At 64.6% G+C, this 18,091-nt stretch carries 23 protein-coding genes; 9 read left to right on the top strand and 14 right to left on the bottom strand.

The window, feature by feature from the left end; genetic code table 11:
• The first annotated feature begins 25 nt into the window (after positions 1 to 25).
• Positions 26 to 1,042: a class I SAM-dependent methyltransferase gene (locus tag ASG39_RS13085; protein ID WP_062595399.1), complete on the top strand. Its 1,017-nt coding sequence runs from the start codon at positions 26 to 28 to the stop codon at positions 1,040 to 1,042.
• A gap of 107 nt (positions 1,043 to 1,149) precedes the next feature.
• On the opposite strand, the gene fabI is transcribed toward ASG39_RS13085, so the two are convergent.
• Genes fabI through fabA form a run of 3 tightly spaced genes read right to left on the bottom strand, consistent with a single transcriptional unit; the run spans position 1,150 to position 3,758 of the window.
• Complete coding sequence (gene fabI / locus ASG39_RS13080) at positions 1,150 to 1,956, bottom strand: enoyl-ACP reductase FabI (RefSeq protein WP_062595398.1); 807 nt, start codon at positions 1,954 to 1,956, stop codon at positions 1,150 to 1,152.
• Positions 1,957 to 1,962: 6 nt separating this feature from the next.
• Positions 1,963 to 3,186 carry a beta-ketoacyl-ACP synthase I gene (gene fabB / locus ASG39_RS13075; protein WP_062595397.1) on the bottom strand — a complete coding sequence of 408 codons (1,224 nt, stop codon included), beginning with the start codon at positions 3,184 to 3,186 and terminating at the stop codon, positions 1,963 to 1,965.
• A gap of 56 nt (positions 3,187 to 3,242) precedes the next feature.
• A complete protein-coding gene (fabA, locus tag ASG39_RS13070; RefSeq protein ID WP_062595396.1) occupies positions 3,243 to 3,758 on the bottom strand; it encodes a 3-hydroxyacyl-[acyl-carrier-protein] dehydratase FabA in 516 nt (171 codons plus the stop codon).
• Between the two features lie 316 nt (positions 3,759 to 4,074).
• On the opposite strand from fabA, the gene irrA reads away from it, so the two are divergent.
• Complete coding sequence (irrA, locus tag ASG39_RS13065; RefSeq protein ID WP_062595395.1) at positions 4,075 to 4,494, top strand: iron response transcriptional regulator IrrA; 420 nt, start codon at positions 4,075 to 4,077, stop codon at positions 4,492 to 4,494.
• Positions 4,495 to 4,527: 33 nt separating this feature from the next.
• On the opposite strand, the gene ASG39_RS13060 is transcribed toward irrA, so the two are convergent.
• Positions 4,528 to 5,163 (bottom strand): trimeric intracellular cation channel family protein, encoded by a 636-nt coding sequence (locus tag ASG39_RS13060; protein WP_062595394.1) that lies wholly within the window; start codon positions 5,161 to 5,163, stop codon positions 4,528 to 4,530.
• Positions 5,160 to 5,960, bottom strand: a complete 801-nt coding sequence (locus ASG39_RS13055) for a YdcF family protein (protein WP_062595393.1) — start codon at positions 5,958 to 5,960, stop codon at positions 5,160 to 5,162. Before ASG39_RS13055 ends, ASG39_RS13060 begins: the two co-directional genes overlap by 4 nt.
• 235 nt (positions 5,961 to 6,195) lie before the next feature.
• Between ASG39_RS13055 and ASG39_RS13050 the strand changes: the two genes are divergently transcribed.
• Complete coding sequence (locus ASG39_RS13050; RefSeq protein WP_244481222.1) at positions 6,196 to 7,449, top strand: TIGR03862 family flavoprotein; 1,254 nt, start codon at positions 6,196 to 6,198, stop codon at positions 7,447 to 7,449.
• A gap of 7 nt (positions 7,450 to 7,456) precedes the next feature.
• On the opposite strand, the gene ASG39_RS13045 is transcribed toward ASG39_RS13050, so the two are convergent.
• The 3 genes from ASG39_RS13045 to ASG39_RS23340 all read right to left on the bottom strand — a co-directional run bounded on the left by ASG39_RS13045 (position 7,457) and on the right by ASG39_RS23340 (position 8,165).
• Positions 7,457 to 7,645 carry a hypothetical protein gene (locus ASG39_RS13045; RefSeq protein WP_062595392.1) on the bottom strand — a complete coding sequence of 63 codons (189 nt, stop codon included), beginning with the start codon at positions 7,643 to 7,645 and terminating at the stop codon, positions 7,457 to 7,459.
• A gap of 103 nt (positions 7,646 to 7,748) precedes the next feature.
• A complete protein-coding gene (locus ASG39_RS23345; protein WP_082477215.1) occupies positions 7,749 to 7,907 on the bottom strand; it encodes a YqaE/Pmp3 family membrane protein in 159 nt (52 codons plus the stop codon).
• 84 nt (positions 7,908 to 7,991) lie between these two features.
• Entirely contained in the window at positions 7,992 to 8,165 is a 174-nt protein-coding gene (locus ASG39_RS23340; protein ID WP_082477214.1) for a DUF1328 domain-containing protein, read from the bottom strand.
• Positions 8,166 to 8,403: 238 nt separating this feature from the next.
• Between ASG39_RS23340 and ASG39_RS13040 the strand changes: the two genes are divergently transcribed.
• The 6 genes from ASG39_RS13040 (at position 8,404) to ASG39_RS13025 (ending at position 12,478) form a co-directional block, all read left to right on the top strand.
• The gene (locus ASG39_RS13040; protein WP_062595391.1) at positions 8,404 to 8,586 is read left to right on the top strand and encodes a hypothetical protein; all 183 of its coding nucleotides are present in this window, start codon (positions 8,404 to 8,406) and stop codon (positions 8,584 to 8,586) included.
• A 470-nt stretch (positions 8,587 to 9,056) separates the two neighbouring features.
• Positions 9,057 to 10,367: an NAD(P)/FAD-dependent oxidoreductase gene (locus ASG39_RS13035; protein WP_244481221.1), complete on the top strand. Its 1,311-nt coding sequence runs from the start codon at positions 9,057 to 9,059 to the stop codon at positions 10,365 to 10,367.
• Positions 10,368 to 10,610: 243 nt separating this feature from the next.
• Entirely contained in the window at positions 10,611 to 10,778 is a 168-nt protein-coding gene (locus ASG39_RS23905) for a hypothetical protein (protein WP_156468141.1), read from the top strand.
• Positions 10,775 to 10,951, top strand: a complete 177-nt coding sequence (locus ASG39_RS23900; RefSeq protein ID WP_156468140.1) for a hypothetical protein — start codon at positions 10,775 to 10,777, stop codon at positions 10,949 to 10,951. Before ASG39_RS23905 ends, ASG39_RS23900 begins: the two co-directional genes overlap by 4 nt.
• A gap of 86 nt (positions 10,952 to 11,037) precedes the next feature.
• Entirely contained in the window at positions 11,038 to 11,637 is a 600-nt protein-coding gene (locus ASG39_RS13030; RefSeq protein WP_244481220.1) for a DUF922 domain-containing protein, read from the top strand.
• A 181-nt stretch (positions 11,638 to 11,818) separates the two neighbouring features.
• The gene (locus ASG39_RS13025; protein ID WP_062595389.1) at positions 11,819 to 12,478 is read left to right on the top strand and encodes a peroxiredoxin; all 660 of its coding nucleotides are present in this window, start codon (positions 11,819 to 11,821) and stop codon (positions 12,476 to 12,478) included.
• A gap of 40 nt (positions 12,479 to 12,518) precedes the next feature.
• On the opposite strand, the gene ASG39_RS13020 is transcribed toward ASG39_RS13025, so the two are convergent.
• From ASG39_RS13020 to phnL, 6 genes are all read right to left on the bottom strand, one after another.
• Entirely contained in the window at positions 12,519 to 13,670 is a 1,152-nt protein-coding gene (locus ASG39_RS13020) for an alpha-D-ribose 1-methylphosphonate 5-triphosphate diphosphatase (protein WP_062595594.1), read from the bottom strand.
• 75 nt (positions 13,671 to 13,745) lie between these two features.
• Complete coding sequence (phnE, locus tag ASG39_RS13015) at positions 13,746 to 14,573, bottom strand: phosphonate ABC transporter, permease protein PhnE (RefSeq protein ID WP_062595388.1); 828 nt, start codon at positions 14,571 to 14,573, stop codon at positions 13,746 to 13,748.
• A 100-nt stretch (positions 14,574 to 14,673) separates the two neighbouring features.
• Positions 14,674 to 15,669 (bottom strand): phosphonate ABC transporter substrate-binding protein, encoded by a 996-nt coding sequence (gene phnD, locus ASG39_RS13010; RefSeq protein ID WP_062595387.1) that lies wholly within the window; start codon positions 15,667 to 15,669, stop codon positions 14,674 to 14,676.
• A gap of 30 nt (positions 15,670 to 15,699) precedes the next feature.
• Positions 15,700 to 16,566: a phosphonate ABC transporter ATP-binding protein gene (gene phnC / locus ASG39_RS13005; protein WP_062595386.1), complete on the bottom strand. Its 867-nt coding sequence runs from the start codon at positions 16,564 to 16,566 to the stop codon at positions 15,700 to 15,702.
• A 136-nt stretch (positions 16,567 to 16,702) separates the two neighbouring features.
• Positions 16,703 to 17,320: a DapH/DapD/GlmU-related protein gene (locus ASG39_RS13000; protein ID WP_062595385.1), complete on the bottom strand. Its 618-nt coding sequence runs from the start codon at positions 17,318 to 17,320 to the stop codon at positions 16,703 to 16,705.
• Complete coding sequence (gene phnL / locus ASG39_RS12995) at positions 17,320 to 18,036, bottom strand: phosphonate C-P lyase system protein PhnL (RefSeq protein ID WP_062595593.1); 717 nt, start codon at positions 18,034 to 18,036, stop codon at positions 17,320 to 17,322. Before phnL ends, ASG39_RS13000 begins: the two co-directional genes overlap by 1 nt.
• Positions 18,037 to 18,091: the final 55 nt, after the last annotated feature.

The following is an 18,091-nucleotide window of genomic DNA, read 5'->3' as shown; positions in this document are numbered from 1 at the left end:
GAGGCTGCCAAAGAGGCGAAACGCAATGACGAGCGACAAGGTCAAGACCCTGTTTCATCCCTTCGACAGCGGCGTGCTGTCGCCGCCGGGCGAAGGCGAGCGCGTGCTCTTCCTCGCCGCCGAGACCGGCTACCGGCTGCCGGACGGCTTCGACGCGGCGCTGGTCTGCGTCCAGCCGAACCGCCCTGCCTACCGTGCGCTGGTCTCTGCCGGCGCGAACGTTGCGCCCTTCGTCGAGGGCGACGACTATGCCGCCACGCTGATCCTCTGCGGCAAGCACCGCGGCGAAAACGAGAACCGCATTGCCGAGGCGCTGAAGCGCACCCGCATCGGCGGCCTGATCGTCGTGGCCGGCACCAAGGAAGACGGCATCCAGTCGCTGCGCAAGCGCATCAACGCGCTCGAATGGGGCGGCGACAGCATGCCGAAATATCACGGCGTCGCCTTCTGGTTCGCCCGTCCCGAGGACGCAGCCGCCGAGATCGAACGCTTCGCCTCGGTTCCCGTTCGCGTCGAAGGCCGCTTCGATGCGGCGCCCGGCATGTTCTCGCACGACCGGATCGATGGCGGCTCGGAACTGCTCGCGTCGCGCCTGCCGACGGATTTTGCCGGTCACGCGGCCGATTTCGGCGCCGGCTGGGGCTATCTCTCCGTGATGCTCGCCGAACGCGCGCCGGCTGTCAAAGGCATCGACCTGTTCGAGGCCGACTATCACGCGCTGGAGGCTGCCCGCGGCAACCTGAAGGCCAATGCACCCAAAGTGCCGACCCGCTTCCACTGGCAGGACCTGACGCAGGAAGCGCCGCGCGACCATTACGACCTCATCGTCATGAACCCGCCCTTCCACGAGACCCAAGCGGCCGATCCCGCCCTCGGTGCGGCCATGATCGCCATGGCCGCCAAGTCGCTAAAGGCCGGCGGCCGTCTGATGCTCGTCGCCAATCGCGGCCTGCCCTACGAGCCGACGATGAACGCAACCTTCAAGGAATGGGGCGAAACGTGCCGCAACGCCCGCTTCAAGATCCTCTGGGGCCGGAAGTAAGGTCCCTTCGGTCCATCCATCACGCAAAAGGCGCCACGAGATCATCGCGGCGCCTTTTGTCGTTTGAAGAAGGAGATTGGTGAAGAAGGGGATTGGATTGCTGCGGGTTACTCCCCGTCAGCAGTCCTCAACGTCTCCAGCACCGGCATCGAGGTGATGTTGTAGCCGGAATCCACGTAGTGGATTTCGCCGGTCACGCCGGAGGCGAGGTCGGAGAGGAGGTAGAGGGCGGAATTGCCGACGTCGTCGATGGTGACGGTGCGGCGCAGCGGCGCGTTCTTCTGGTTCCAGGAGAGCATGGCGCGCGCATCCGAAATGCCGGCACCCGCCAAGGTCCGGATCGGACCGGCGGAAATGGCGTTGACGCGGATGCCGCGGGGGCCGTAATCGGCCGCGAGATAGCGCACGGACGCCTCGAGCGCGGCCTTGGCGACGCCCATGACGTTGTAGTTCGGCATGACGCGCACGGAGCCGCCATAGGTCAGGGTCAGCATCGATCCGCCGGCCGTCATCATCTCGGCCGCGCGGCGCGCGATCTCGGTGAAGGAGAAGCAGGAAATGACCATGGTCCGGCTGAAATTGTCGCGGCTCGTGTCGGCGTAAAGGCCCTTGAGCTCGTTCTTGTCGGAAAAGCCGATGGCGTGGACGATGAAGTCGAGGCTGCCCCAGCGGTCCTTCAACGTCTCGATGACGGTATCGACGGAGGCGAGATCCTCGACGTCGCAGGGCAGCAGCAGGTCCGAATTCAGCTGGGCGGCCAGCGGCTTGACGCGCTTGCCGAGCGCCTCGCCCTGATAGGTGAAGGCAAGCTCCGCGCCCTGGCGCGCGAGCGCCTGGGAAATGCCCCAGGCGATCGAATGGCTGTTGGCGACGCCCATGATGAGGCCGCGCTTCCCCTGCATCAGACCGGTCATGACGGCTTACCCGCTGTGGCGCTGGAAGACGAGCGTCGCATTCGTGCCGCCGAAGCCGAACGAGTTCGACAGGACCGTGTCGATCTTGGCGTCGTCGATGCGCTTGCGCACGATCGGCACGCCGTCGAATTCGGGGTCGAGTTCGGTGATATGCGCGCTTTCGCCGATGAAGCGTTCCTGCATCATCAGCAGCGCATAGATCGCTTCCTGCACGCCGGCCGCACCGAGCGAGTGGCCCGTCAGCGACTTGGTCGACTGGACAGCCGGGATCTTGTCCCCGAAGACCTCGCGGATGGCGCCGATCTCCTTGCTGTCGCCGACCGGCGTCGAGGTGCCGTGCGTGTTGATGTAGTCGATTTCGGTCTTGACCGTTGCGAGCGCCTGGCGCATGCAGCGGATGGCGCCTTCGCCGGAGGGGGCGACCATGTCGTAGCCGTCGGAGGTCGCGCCGTAGCCGGTCAGTTCGGCGTAGATCTTGGCGCCGCGGGCCTTGGCATGTTCCAGCTCCTCGAGCACCAGCACGCCCGCGCCGCCGGCGATGACGAAGCCATCGCGGGAAACGTCATAGGCGCGCGAGGCGGTCGATGGCGTGTCGTTGAATTTCGAGGACATCGCGCCCATCGCGTCGAACAGGTTCGACATCGTCCAGTCGAGATCCTCATGGCCGCCGGCAAACATAATGTCCTGCTTGCCCCACTGGATCATCTCCGCGGCATTGCCGATGCAATGCGCCGATGTCGAGCAGGCCGAGGAGATCGAATAGTTGACGCCGTGGATCTTGAACCAGGTGGCGAGCGTCGCCGATGCGGTCGAGGACATGGCCTTGGGCACGGCGAAGGGGCCGATGCGCTTCGGGCTGTTGTTCTTGCGGGTGATGTCGGCGGCTTCGATCAGCGTCTTGGTGGACGGTCCGCCCGAGCCCATGATGATGCCGGTGCGCTCGTTGTTCGAGATGTCGCTCTCTTCGAGACCCGAATCGGCGATGGCCTGCTTCATCGCGACATGGTTCCAGGCGCCGCCCTGCGACAGGAAGCGCGCCGCGCGACGATCGACCAGATCCGTGGTGTCCAGATCGGGCGAGCCCCACACCTGGCAGCGGAAGCCGTGTTCGGCGAAATCGTTGGAAAAGCTGATACCGGAGCGCGCATCGCGCAACGATGCCGTAACTGCTTCGGCATTGTTCCCAATGGAGGAAACGATACCAAGACCCGTGACAACAACCCGTCTCATCTCGATGACCTTTTCTTGAAGTGAACTGGAGACAGCGCCGGCGATCCCTTGCGGGATCAGGCAGCCTTCTCCTTCGACAGACCGACGCGGAGGTCCGTTGCCTGGTAGATGGTTTCGCCGTCGGCCTTCAGCCAGCCGTCCGCGATGCCGAGCACCAGACGACCGCGCATCACACGCTTGAAGTCGATGCCGTATTCGAGCAGCTTGGTGTCGGGAAGAACCATGCCCTTGAACTTGACCTCGCCGGTGGACAGCGCCATGCCGCGGCCGGGCTCGCCCAGCCAGCCGAGGAAGAAGCCCGTCAGCTGCCACATGCCATCGAGGCCGAGGCAGCCGGGCATGATCGGATTGCCGGGGAAGTGGCAGGGGAAGTACCAGTCGTCCGGCTTCACGTCATACGCAGCCCGGATATAGCCCTTGTCGAAGGTGCCGCCGGTTTCGGAGATGTCCGTGATGCGATGGACCATCAGCATCGGCGGGAGCGGCAATTGCGCATTGCCGGGGCCGAACAGTTCGCCCCGCGCGCAACGCAGGATGTCGTCGTAGCCGTAGCTGGATTGTCTGGTCGTCATGAACGTCTGGTGTCTCCGCCAAGGTGTCTGTGTCTGCCCGGTCGGGGACCGGGTCTTGGTCCTGCCGAGCCCGCAGGCTCCGTCCGATACAGTCGTCGTCCGATGCCGTCCGGAGGTCCCGGCTCTGGCGCATATCCGCAGTCGCATACCGCATGATGCCGGAAACAACCAGTAGCAATTGCCATCTCGTGCCTTTTTCGGGCCCTTTTCTGCCAATGAACCGGTGTATCAGCTTTATGTGTATTGAAAGCCCGGCCAACCAAAGTTATATCGACACGATGACTCAACTTAACAAGAGCTGAGCGGACAAGTCTGCATGACGATGGAAACAGGATTGAGGCCCGACGACCGTTTGCGCCGCTTTGGCCTCAGGCCGACGCGCCAGCGCATGGCGCTTGCCGATCTTCTGTTTGCCAAGGGCGACCGCCACCTGACGGTCGAGGAGCTGCACGAGGAAGCCGTCACCGTCGGCGTGCCCGTGTCGCTGGCAACCGTCTACAACACGCTGCACCAGTTTACCGAAGCGGGCATGATCCGCGTTCTCTCCGTCGAGGGCGCGCGCACCTATTTCGACACCAATGTGTCCGACCACCACCACTTCTTCGTGGAGGGCGCCAACGAGGTGCTCGATATCCCGGTCAACAACATCACGATCGGCAATCTTCCCGAGCCGCCCGAGGGCATGGAGATTTCCCATGTCGACGTGGTCATCCGGCTGAAGCCGAAGCAGCGCTGATCCTTCCCATCGTCTCCCGAAAGACGCAGACCCTCAGAGCACGTCGTCCGGGTCCCGGCCCGGGCCGGCCTTGCCCGTGGGCAGCGTCCAGCCGAATTTGAGCGCCCCGCCGCGCACCACGAAGGCGGAGACAATGCCGAGGCCGGAGGCGACGATCAACGGCAGGCCGACAAGGGTTGCGAGCGTGAAGACGGCCGAGCCGGTCAAGGCGGCCGTGACATAGATTTCCGGACGCAGGAGCACCGAGGGTTCGCCCGCCAGAAGATCGCGCAGGATGCCGCCGAAGGTCGCCGTCAGCATGCCGGTGACCAGCGCCACGACAGGCGAGCCGGTGGCCGAGAGGCCCTTGGCGGCGCCCATGACGCAATAGGCCGACAGCCCGATCGCATCCAGCCAGACGAGCGCGCGATAGCGCGAATCAAGCCGGTGCGAGGACAGGAAAAGCGCGACGCCGACCGTCGCACAGATGACGAGATAGAGCGGGTTCTTCACCCAGAAGACGGGCGTTGCCCCGAGGATGACGTCGCGAAGCGTGCCGCCGCCGATGCCGGTGATGGAGGCGAGGAAGACATAGCCGATGATATCCAGCTGCTTTCGCGACGCCGACAGGGCGCCGGTTGCGGCGAAAACGGCGACGCCGGCGTAATCGAGCAGATCGAGAACGGTCATGGGCTTTCCACCGACGGGAAGAGGGCGGAGGTGCGGCCCGTCAGCGAATAGGCGGCAAGCCCGATCCATTCGCGCACCGCCGTCGTCGTCAGCTGTGCATTCAGGGCCGGCTGGGTGAAATCGAGGCCGGGGCTTGCCTTGCCCGTCGTGCGGTAGTCCGTCGCCCAGGGCGTCACGGCGATGCCGAGATTGCGGAAAAGCCCGATGGCGCGTGGCATATGAAAGGCCGAGGTGATCAACAAACAGTTCGACAGCCCGTTCTGCGCCAGCAGCGCCTTGGTATTCGCCGCGTTCTCGAAGGTCGTGCGCGAGGCATCCTCGCGGATCAGGCGATCGAGCGAAATGCCGAACTCGGGAAAGAACCGCTCTGCCGCTTCGGCGTCGCCATCGAAGCTGCCGCTCAGCGAGCCATCGCCGCCCGAGACGAGAATGCGCGCCGCGGGCAGGAGCCGGGCGATGCGCAACGCCTCGATGAAGCGGTCGGCCGCCTGATTGAACTCGATCCCGCCGCGCGTGGCCATCACCTCGTTCTCGAGAGCGCCGCCGAGGACGATCAGGCAGGAGACATCCGCAGGAAGGGCAGGTGGACGCGGAAAGCGGTTTTCCAGTTTCTGCAGGAGCACGCTGCCCGTCGTCGTGAAAAGCGCAATGAAGAGAATCAGCGCGGCAAGCCCCGACAGCACGAGCCCCAGCCTCTGATATCCGGCGACGACCGAGACGAAGCCGGACAGCACCAGCGCAAAGGCAAGCGACAGGGGCTGGGCGAGCAGCCAGAAGATCTTGGAGAGGAGAAACATGGGGCAGGCCGAGCGAGTTTGTGATCGATGGGCGACCATAGACGTCGGATCCGCCTGGAAGCAACCGGCCGCGTTGTGGGCCCGGTGGTGGCCCCGTGGTGGCTGCGTGGTGGAAAGGAGGGCGAGACCATGCGGGAGGCCTGTCTGCCATCTCTTGCCCCCGCCATCTCTTGCCCACCATCTCTTGCCCGGCCGTCTCTTGCCCCGGAAGAACCTTTGCCGCATGAAACGACCCATGACGAAAGCAGATAGCATGGCAAAGACGATCGCGATCATCGGAGGTGGGCCGGCAGGACTGGCGGCGGCCGAACGCCTCTCGGAAACGCAGCATCGCGTCACGGTCTACGACGCCATGCCGACGATCGGCCGGAAGTTTCTGCTCGCCGGCAAGTCGGGCCTCAATCTGACCCATGCCGAACCCTTTGAAACCTTCGCGACCCGGTACGCCGCCGCCAGCGCGCATCTCAGGCCGGCGCTCGACGCCTTCACCCCGGAGGATGTGCGGCGCTGGGCGCAGGGGCTCGATGTCGAAACCTTCGTCGGCTCCTCCGGCCGCGTATTTCCCAAAGCGATGAAGGCATCGCCACTGCTGCGCGCCTGGCGCCAACGTCTGGAGACGCGGGGCGTCGCGATACGGACCCGCTGGCGATGGATCGGCTTCGGCGAGGGCGACACCCTCCTGTTCGAGACGCCGGACGGCCAGCAGACCATCGGCAGCGATGCAACGCTGCTGGCGCTCGGCGGCGCGAGCTGGCCGAGGCTCGGCTCGGATGCGCGGTGGGTGCCGATCCTCGCCGGCAGAGGGCTGGATGTCGCGCCGTTCCGTCCGGCCAATTGCGGCTTCGACGTCGCCTGGAGCGCGGCGTTTGCCGCGCGCTACGCAGGCGTTCCGGTCAAGTCGGTCGCAGCCACGTCGGGTACCGGACGCAGCCAGGGCGAGTTCGTCATCACGCGTCACGGGATCGAGGGCAGCCTCGTCTACGGCCATGCGGCACCCTTGCGGGACAGGCTGGCGGCAACCGGAAAAGCCGACTTCGTTCTCGACCTCCTGCCGGGACGATCTGTCGACGCACTGGCGTCCGCACTGGAGGCGGCGCCGCGCAAGGCGAGCTTCAGCAACCGGCTGAGAAAAGCCGCGCGCATCGACGGCGTAAAGCTGGCACTGGTGCGGGAAGCAGTGCCCGACGTCGATCGTTTGCCGGCGAAAGACCTGGCTTCCGTGTTGAAAACGCTTCCGATTTCCCTTGTCCAGCCGAGGCCGATCGCGGAAGCCATCTCTTCAGCCGGTGGCATTCCGCTGGACGCGATCGCGCCATCGGGCATGCTCAAGGCTTTGCCGGGCGTCTTCGTGGCAGGGGAAATGACGGATTGGGAGGCGCCGACGGGCGGCTATCTTCTGACGGCCTGCTTTGCGACCGGCCGTCTTGCAGCGACGGGTCTGCTGGAGTGGCTTTCGGATCTGGACAATCAGGGCAACGCGTCGCGCTGAGACGGCGTCAGCGAAAAACGGGCGCCCGCGTCGCATTCATCAACAGTTCCTGCTCGGTCGCGAACTGTCCGAACAGCCGGGTCAGCCGGATCTTTTCATCCGCGCCGAGCCGATATCGCCTGCAGAAATCCTCCACGCTGCGCACACGGCGCAAGGGACTGTTTTCGACTTTGGCAACATCGATATGCTCGCTCACGATCCGTCCCTTTCGATTGGCGCATTGCTAACTGACCATGGTGGGTTTTGTTCCACCATGGATGCGCGTTCTCAAACGGTCGGGTTCGCCTGGAAGGGGCGACTTATTTTTTCAGGATCACCCAGATCGCGTGGATGATGCCGGGGATGTAGCCGAAGAGGGTCAGAAGGATGTTCAGCCAGAATTGCAGGCCGATGCCGACCTGCAGGAACACGCCGACGGGCGGCAGGAGAATGGCCAGAAGAATGCGAAGGACGTCCATGGGATCTCTTTCCTGAAAATGCTTGCTGTCAGACAGTCGGCCGGCAGGAGGGGTGGACCCTCGCCGGCCGACGGCTGATGCGGCTTAAAGAACGGCGCTGCCCGCCATGAAGGCGAGCACGACGAAGATCAGGAAGACGACGACGGCGATCGCGAACAGAACCCTCGCGATGGTCGCGGTCGCAGCGGAAACGCCGGAGAAACCGAGAAAGCCGGTGACGAGGGAAACGACGAAGAAGATCAGCGCCCACTTGAGCATTGGGAATTCCTTTGAGAACGGGTTCGCGCAGACAACGCACCGGTTCGAAATTTGTTCCTTATGTAGACCGGTCTCCCATGCGCTGCGGTCGCAACGGTTACGCTGGCAAATCCCATGTTTCATCTGACGTCTCTTGAACTGTTCAGTTCCGTACGATCTCGCGCGCATTAAAATAGTTGAATGACGCTTCCGGTTTTGAGGAGGAAAACGCTGGTCTGACCAAAGACAGAGAGCCTCTATGACCGAAGAGAAGAAAAAGCGTCGTCCGAAAGCGGGGCCGGCGCTCGGGAATATCGACGAAACCAAAGTGGTGGCGCAGGCCATCATCGACACGCAGCGCAATGCCGCACGCGAAAAAACGGAGCGCTTGAAATTGCTCCGGCTGCAACGGGAATCGCAGCAGAACGAGACGACCGGCTGAGCCTGCCGGGATTTTTCACGACGTCTGTCGAGACGCAAGGGGCAAAGGCGATCGCGGGCCGGATGGGTGGGAAGCTCGGCTGCCATTTCGTTGGCCAGAGGAAGAAAGCGGAAAAATCCCTCTGTTCTCCATCCCCATCACGTCCGCTTGACACGGCCTGCGATCTGGTTGGGGAAGTAAGTGAACCGGGGTTGGTTCCGGCCTGTCCGTCCTTTTTGAACACGAAATTTCCCCGACCCGCTTCCGTCCTAAAGGATGTCGAGCCGGACCATTCCGGCAACGATGATGCGCCCGGCTGGTTCGCACGAGGGGAAGGCCCGGCCTGCGAAGAGCGTTTATAGATCTGGCAAAGACCTCGTCGAAGGCCCGCTTCGGCGAGGTCTTCTTGTTTTGCCCGCCGTGTTCATGCTTCATGTGAGGGAATGCGCATGGACGTCTCTCACAGCCTGCGCCCTGAGGAGCTTACGGCAATGACAATGCTTGAAACCGCAGATCCCGCCCTGACGACGCCCCGCCGGCGTGTGGTCATCATCGGTGCCGGCTTTGGCGGCCTCGCCTGTGCCGGAGCGCTCGGGGATACCGACGTCGATGTCATCGTGATCGATCGGCGCAACCACAATCTGTTTCAGCCGCTACTCTATCAGGTCGCGACGGCCGCTCTGTCACCGGCCGATATCGCGGAGCCGATCCGCAGGACGCTCGGGCGCTACCGTAATGTCCACATCATGCTGGCCGAAGCCGACGGCATCGACAGGCAGGCAAAGCAGGTGAGGCTCAAGGACGGCGACACCGTCTCCTACGACCAGCTGGTGATCGCGACCGGCTCGGACTACAATTATTTCGGGCATGACGAGTGGCAGCATTTCGCGCCGGGCCTGAAGACGCTTCACGAGGCCCGCCGCATCCGCCATCGCCTGCTTCTCGCCTTCGAGAAGGCCGAGCGGACGAAGGATCCGGCGGAGCGGCGGGCGCTGCTGACCAGCATCATCGTCGGCGGCGGACCGACCGGCGTCGAGATGGCCGGCGCGATCTCGGAGCTCGGCCGCTCCATGGCGTCGCGCGACTTCCGCACCATCCCCGCATCGGATCTCCGCGTCATCCTCGTCGAGGCGGGTCCGCGCATCCTCGCGGCCTTTCCCGAACACCTGCAGGCCTATGCGCTGCGCTCTCTCGACAAGATCGGCGTCGAGGTGCGGCTGGGCGCGCAGGTCTCCGACATCACCGCGGAAGGGGCCGTGATCGCCGGAGAGATGGTCCCGGCCGGCTCCATCGTCTGGGGCGCGGGCGTGAAGGCCTCGCCGGCCTTCCGCTGGCTCGGCATCGAGGGCAGGGCGAATGGCCGCATCCCGGTGGATTCGAAACTCCGCGTCGAAGGTTTGACGGATATCTTTTCCCTCGGCGACACCGCGTTCCAGCCCGGCAAGGACGGGGCAGCGCTGCCGGCTCTCGCCCAGGTGGCAAAGCAGCAGGGCCGCTATCTCGGCAAGCTTTTAAGAAAGCCAGAGGCGATCGAGACGGCGAAGCCCTTCCATTTCAACAATCGCGGCAACACCGCCGTGATCGGCCGCAATGCCGCGGTCTTCGATTTCGGTCGCTGGACGCTGAAAGGCTATTTCGCCTGGATCCTCTGGGCGATCGTCCATGTCTATCTTCTCGTCAATTTCGAAAAGCGCATGCTCGTGACGCTTCAGTGGATCTGGCGCTACCTGACAAGCCAGCGCGGCGCGCGGCTGATCGATGAGAACGACAAGGAAGACGTGGCGCCCGTCGTGACGCGCTGAGCGTCGCGCATCCGGCGCACGGCAGGTGCCGCAGACACGTTTCGCGCCGGACGATCTCGGAACCTTTAGCGTCCCGACTGGTTCGATCCCCGACAGCCGATGCGCGGGCGAGAGATCCCGCCATCTCATCATCCGGCCCCGTGCCGGCATGCCTGTCGCGGCCGCGCCGGCTCCCCCCTGTCGCCGGTCGCGCCGCGACAGGTTCATTCCAAGCGCGCCTGTCGCGCCGAGCGTGAGGTCGATATGCCCGAGAACTACACATCCCTGCTCATCATGGTCATCGTGCTTGTCGTCGTCTGCGGCGCCGTCGGTCTATGGGCCCTGCGCAGCCGCCGCCGCCATGCCAGGGTGGCGCCTGTCGGTCGGCGCGATCGTCCGCATACGACGCTCGAAGGGGGCAACCGGCAGTGACGGGAGATCGAAGCCGCGAACCCTACATTGCGCCCTCCGCCGACCCGCCGGAACAGATCGGCCGCAAATCGAAAGCCGGCAGAGGCATCGTCCTCCTCATTGCGGCCATCGCCGTTCTCGCCTTCCTGTTGTATCTGAGTGTCCTCATCTATGCGAGCATCGTCCGGGTCTGAGCCTGCCGGCAACCTCCGTCGCGAATCCATTCCGCTTTGACCTGAGATGCTTTAGGCTCGAACCGCAACCAAGGGCGGAGTGACGGGTGACGCTGAGAAACATGATCTATGCCGCGACGACAGCGGGCCTGGCCATCGCCTCTCCATCGACCGCCGCCGAGATCAAGGCGACCGAGACGATTGAGACTTACAAGATCGCGGGTAGGACGGGCGCCGAACTCTATGCATCGATCGGCGAACGCGGTCCTCTGCTCGGCGCCAATCGCGTCATTGCCCATACGCGGTTCAAGCTGACCTGGCGCCGGGACTATCAGATACAGGGCAACGACTGCGTTCTCGCCACCGCCGTTCCGCGTCTCGTCATCACCACCACGCTCCCGAAGCCGACCGCCAGCCTTCCGGCGCCGGTACAGGCGAGCTGGACCACCTTCATCGAGGGCGTGCGCCGGCACGAGGCGGTGCATGGACGCTATGTTCGCGATCTCGTCGCAAAGATCGAGACGGCGACCATCGGGCTTCGCCAACCCGACGACCCCGGCTGCAAGGCGATCAAGACGGAGATGAACCGTCGCCTCGGCGCGATTTCCAACGAGCGGCGCGATCTCGACCGCGCTTTCGATCAGGCGGAGTTCACCGAGGGCGGCGCGGTCCACGCGCTCATCCTCGGCCTGGTCAACGGTCCCTGACGGACAGACGGCGGGAACGTCGGTCTCTCCGCGTTCTTCATGCCGTCAAGACATGCCATTCGTTTTTCCGTGGGCGGAAAGAGAAATTTTGGTGGTGCGCCGCAGAGCCCGGTGCGGGCGCAGCCTTGAACACGGGGCCCGATGATGCCAATTTCCGGCCACCCGAAAAGAGGACCTCCCCATGAGCCTGCGCATCAACGATATCGCCCCCGATTTTACCGCGGAAACCAGCCAGGGAACCATCTCGTTCCATGATTGGATCGGCAATGGCTGGGGCGTCCTGTTCTCGCATCCGAAGAATTTCACGCCCGTCTGCACGACGGAGCTCGGCGCCATGGCCGGCCTTCAGGACGAGTTCGCCAAGCGCGGCGTCAAGGTCATCGGTATCTCGGTCGATCCGGTCGAAAGCCATGAGCGCTGGAAGAACGATATCCGCACGGCGACGGGCTACGAGGTCGATTACCCGCTGATCGGCGACAAGGACCTCGCCGTCGCCAAGCTCTACGACATGCTGCCGGCCGGTGCCGGCGAAAGCTCGGAAGGCCGCACGCCCGCCGACAACGCGACGGTTCGCTCGGTTTTCGTGATCGGGCCGGACAAGAAGATCAAGCTGATCCTCACCTACCCGATGACGACCGGCCGTAACTTCGACGAGATCCTGCGGGCGATCGACTCGATCCAGCTGACGGCGAAGCATCAGGTGGCGACGCCCGCCAACTGGAAGCAGGGCGAGGACGTGATCATCACCGCCGCCGTTTCCAACGAAGACGCGATCGCCCGCTTCGGCAGCTTCGACACGGTTCTGCCCTATCTGCGCAAGACGAAGCAGCCGGCTGCCTGAGCCTCAGTCGTCTGAGCCTCCGTCCGCCTGAGCGTAAGCCTCAGGCGACGCGCTCGCCGGCGCGCCAGACGCCGGCGACGAGCGGCGGTGCACCCGCCTCCGCCCGTACCCGCAGCAGATCGGCCCGCAGGCCGATCTCGATCCGACCGCGATCGGCAAGGCCGGCTGCCCGTGCCGGATTGGCGGTGATCATGCGCACCGCATGCGGCAGGTCCGTCTGTCCGCGCTCGGCGAGCAGGAAGGCGGCCTGCAGCAGGCTGAACGGCACGTAATCCGACGACAGAATGTCGAGCGCATCGCGCTCCAGAAGGTCGAGCGCCGACACGTTGCCGGAATGCGACCCGCCCCGCACCACGTTGGGTGCGCCCATCAACACCTGCAGATCGGAGGCCTTGGACAGCGTCGCGGCCTCGATCGTGGTCGGGAATTCGGCAAGCGCAATGCCGAGATCGACGCTCTCGCGCACATGCGCCGCCGTGGCATCGTCGTGCGAGGCCATCGGGATTCCGGCCTCGTGGCAGCGTGTCGCGAGCGCCAGGCGGTTGCGGTCGGCGTTTTCCACCGACTGGGCGATGCGCCGCGCGCTGAACGCCTCGAAATCCGCATCCGAAATCTTCTTCTTGCCCTGATAGTAGATCCGGTAGGCCTCCAGGCTCACGAACTGGCGCTGGCCGGGCGCGTGGTCCATGAGGGATGCCAGCCGCACCCGGTCGTTGCGTTTCATCGCATCGAACTGCTCGACCACATCGGGCATCGAGACTTCGCAACGCAGGTGGATGAAGTGCTCGGCGCGCAACCGGTTCGCCGCGGTGGCAGACGAGATCATCGCTGCCATATCCGCCATGTCGCCGGTGCCGAGATCCGTATCGCCATCGAGCCCCACGCGCAGAGCATCGAAAACCGTGGTGATACCGGCGGTGGCGATCTGCCCGTCATGGGCCTGGAGCGCTGCGGCAAGGTTCCAGCGCACCTTCGGCCGCGGCTGGATATGGGTCTCCAGATGGTCCGTGTGCAGCTCGACGCAGCCGGGCATCAGGTAATCGCCCTCAAGGTCGATCCCGTGTGCCGTCCCCTGCGCTGTCGTCCCGCTGGAGATATCGGCAATGATCCCGTCGCGCACGAGGACGGTGCCCTCGACGATCTCGGTGGGAAGGATGATGGAGCACTGGGTGAAGATCTGTTCGCGGGTCATGGTCTGCCGTTCCGGAAGCCGGGGCATGCGGCTTTTCGAGTGAGAGGGAGGGATATGCGCGGCGCCGGTGTTCCGTCAGATGACGACCTTGCGCAGCTGCTGGGAAAGGATGTCCATCAGCGTCACGGTCGCGACGACGATGATGAGAATGGCGGAGGCTTGCGGATAGTAGAACCCGCGAATGCTCTCGAACAGCACCTGTCCGATGCCGCCGGCGCCGATGAGGCCGAGCACGGTGGCGGAGCGGATGTTGGATTCCAGCCGGTAGAGCGAGAAGGAGATCCAGAGCGGCAGGACCTGCGGGATGACGCCGAAGATGACCTGCTGCAGCCGGGACGCGCCGGTGGTCCGGATCGCCTCGACCGGGCGCGGATCGATGGCCTCGACGGCTTCGGAGAAAAGTTTGGCCAGAATGCCTGTCGTGTGCACGAACAGCGCCATGACGCCGGCGAACGGCCCGAGGCCGACCGCCACGACGAAGAGGACGGCGAAGACGATCTCATGGATGGCCCGAAACAGGTCCATGAGCCGGCGAACCGGATGCAGAACCCACCAGGGCGCCATGTTGTGGGCCGAGAGGATGCCGAAGGGAATGGAGAGAAGCACGGCAAGGAACGTGCCCCAGAGCGCGATCTGGATGGTGACGAGCATCTCGTTGAGATAGGAGGCCCACTCCTTGAAATCCGGTTTCAGAAAATCCTTGGCATAGGATGCCATGTTGCCGGCGTCCGAAAAGAGATAGGTCCAGCGTCCCATCTCGGCCGGGCCCCAGCTGGCGGCAAGCGCCCCGACGAAAACGAGCGTGACGAGCCAGCCGCGCATGCTCCGCACGGGCTTGGGGCCTGCCTGGCCGACCAGCGGGCGGGCGGTCGTGACGCCGGTGGAGGCGATGACGTCGGTCATGGGCGTCGTCCTTCAGAGATAGGGCAGAGATCGAGCAGAGATCTGGCATGCGACGAGGAGGAACCGGAGCGGACGGTGCCGCCCGCTCCGGTCTGGGGCATCAGCCGTTGGACGCGGTGCCGAGTTCGGCTTCGAACTTGGCCTTCTGCTCGTTGAGCGGCTTGACCTTCTCGGCCTTGGCGTCGGCCGACAGCGAGGCGTCGGCTTCGATCTTGGCGATCGACTTCGACAGTTCCATCACGCGGATCGGCAGGAGCTGCTTGTCGGTCGAAGCCTTGAACGGTGCCCATTTCAGGCCGGCGAGAACCTCCTTCTCATGGGCGACGTCACCCTTGGAATTGGCCGTGCCATAGGCAAGGAAGAAGTCGCGCAGCTTGGTCTTCGTTTCTTCCGGCAGATCCTTGCGCCAGACGATCGGGTCGGACGGGATCAGCGGCGAGCGCCAGATTTCGCGGATATTGGCGAAGGCGTCCGGCTTGTTCTGCTGGATCAGCGCCATGTTCTCGGTGTTGTTGGCCGCCGCATCGACCTGTTTCATGGCGACGGCCATGGAATTGGTCTCGTGGTTGGCGTTGGTCACCGTCTTGAAGCAGGTCTTCGGATCGATGCCGCGGGCGCCGAACACGAAGGTCATGGGCACGAGATAGCCGGAGGTGGAGTTCGGGTCGCCGAGGCCGAAACTCTTCGACTTGTCGCAGGTCAGAAGCTCGTCGATCGTCTGGATCGGGCTGTCCTTGGGAACGATCACGACCGACCAGTAGCCCGGATCGCCGTTCTTGGCGACGCTCTGCACGAACACTTCGCCATCGGCACGATCGACCGCTTCCATGGCCGACTTGTTGCCGTACCAGGCAACCTGCACCTTGTTGAAGCGCATGCCCTCGATGATGCCGGCGTAATCCGAGGCGAAGAAGGGCTTCACGTCGAGACCGGTCTGGGTCTTCAGATCGGCCAGCAGCGGCTGCCAGTTGGTCTTCAGGTTCTGCTGGGACTCGGTGGAGATGATACCGAAATTGATGGTCTCGGCAGCCAGCGCCTGCTGGCTGAATGTGGCGGCGAGCGAAAGCGCCGCAATGCTCTTGAAGATCGCGTTCATGGTGGTCTCCGGTTGGCAGTTATGTCGGGATCAGACGGTGGCGAGCGCCGCCTGACGTTTGGCAGGATCGGCGCCGGTGGGCGCCATGGGGTCGGCCGGGCTGCTCGGTGCAGCATCCGGCAGGACGAGTTCTTCCGAGGCCGCTCCGTAGAGTTCGGCCAGGAAATCGTTGGAAAGAGCCGTGGACGGGCCGTCATAGACGATGGCGCCGTCCCGCATGGCGATCGTGCGGCGGCAATAGCGCCGCGCATATTCGACCTGGTGGAGCGAGACGAGCACGGTGATGCCGTCCTCGCGGGAGATGTCGGCAAGCACGTCCATCACGCGGCGTGCGGCCGAGGGATCGAGCGCCGAAATCGGCTCGTCGGCAATGAGGATGCGCGCTTCCTGCACGAGCGTGCGGGCGATCGCCGCGCGTTGCTGCTGGCCGCCCGACAGCGTCGAGGCGCGTTGCGCTGCGACCTGGGGAATGCCGACGCGGGCAAGGGCTGCGTGCGCCTTGTCCTTCTCGGGCGCGTTGAAAAGACCGAGCGTGCCCCGCCAGCGCGGGATGCGGCCGAGATGGCCGATCAGCACGTTGGTCAGCACGGACAGGCGTCCGACGAGATTGAACTGCTGGAAGATCACCGCGACCCGGCCGCGTGCAGCCTCCCGGTTCATGCGCCCGCCCGCCTGCGACACCGCGCCGAGGATCTCGACCCGTCCGCCATCGCCGTCGCCGATTTCGAGGCCGGCGATATGGCGGATGAGCGTGCTCTTGCCGGACCCGGACGCGCCGATCAGCGCCACCATCTCGCCTTGCTCCAGCATGAGGCTGACCCCGTTCAGCGCCCGGGTCTCGCCATAGCGTTTGGAAAGGTTGGTCACGGACAGCGCGAGGGGGGTAATCTCGGTCATGGTTTGATCCCGGACAGCAGCTCGAAAGCCGACCTCATGCCGGCTGCACGTCGAGGGACTGTGAGCGGCAAGCGGTAATGGTTGCGTGACGGTTACATGAAACTTTTGCGTCAAAGCTCCGTTTCGGAGCCTCGTTTCAGGCGGCGTAGCGCTCGATGAACGCTTCGCCGGTCAACATGCGAAAATCCTCAAGGGCGGCGAACAGCCTGTCATGCGGCCAGTCCCACCAGGCGAGCCGCTCCATGCCGTCAGCCGTCTCGCGGGAGAAGCGGTCGCGGATCAGCCGGGCGGGGACGCCGCCGACGACCGTGTAGGGTGCCACATCGCGGGAGACCACGGCGCCGGCGCCGACGACCGCGCCATTGCCGACCGTCACGCCCGGCAGGATCGTCGCGCCATGGCCGATCCACACATCGTGACCGATGGTCACCCGCCGGGCCCGCCGTGCGGCAAAGAAGTCCGCCTCGTCCTCGGCGCCCTCGAAATAGTCGCCGGCCCTGTAGGTGAAATGGTGAAGGGTGGCGCGCTCCATCGGGTGGTTGGTGGCGTTGAGCCGCACCATCGAGGCGATGTTGACGAACTTGCCGACGGTCGCGCACCAGAGCGCGCAGTCCTCCATGACATAGGAATAATCGCCAAGCTCGACCTCGCTGAGGCGCGACCTTTCGGCAATCTCGGCATAGCGGCCGAGCCGGCAGTCAATCACTTTTGCGGTGTCGTGGATGTTTGGGACATGTTCGGAGAGCTTTGCCATCACGCAGCCTTTCGAGCCGAGAATGCGGACACGTCGATCGTGCGGGTCGCCACGGCCTCGCGCACCGGCTGGTCGTGGAAGATCCCGAGAATGGCGGTGCCGCGCGCAAGCTTCTCGCCGATCATCGCGGTCACCACGTCCCGGTTCTCCGCGTCCAGCGAGGCGGTCGGCTCATCGAGCAGCAGAACGGGATGATCGGTGATGAAGCCGCGTGCGATGTTGACGCGTTGCTTCTCGCCGCCGGAGAAGGTGGCGGGGGGCAGTCCGTGCAGCGTCTCCGGCAGGTTGAGCCGGGAGAGCAGGTCGCGGGCGCGCAGAAGCGCTTCCGCGCGGTCGATGCCGCGCGAAACGAGCGGCTCGGCAACGATCTCCACCGCGGAGACGCGCGGCACTGCGCGCAGGAACTGGCTGACATAGCCGATGCCGTCATGCCGGATGGCGAGCACGAGGCGCGGATCGCCGGCCCCGAGATCGCGTATGTCGCCGCTCTCGGGGTCTCGCACCAGAACGGAGCCGGCGTCGATGGCGTAATTGCCGTAGACCATGCGCAGGATGGACGACTTGCCGACGCCCGAGGGGCCGCCGAGGACGACGCATTCGCCGGGGAAGAGATCGAAGCGGACATGGGCGACGACCGGCAGCACGACGCCATCGCGCAGATGCATGACGAAGGATTTGGCGACATCGCGCACGCTGAGCAGCGCCCCGTCCGGCATGGTCGGATCGGTCGGCGGGATGGAGGAGAGAGGCATCGGCAGACTCCGGCTCATG

The organism is Rhizobium sp. Leaf371 (genome assembly GCF_001424045.1).
GTDB lineage: Bacteria > Pseudomonadota > Alphaproteobacteria > Rhizobiales > Rhizobiaceae > Ferranicluibacter.
The sequence above is the reverse complement of the archived record's forward strand: the minus strand, read 5'-3'. Positions and strand labels throughout refer to the sequence as shown.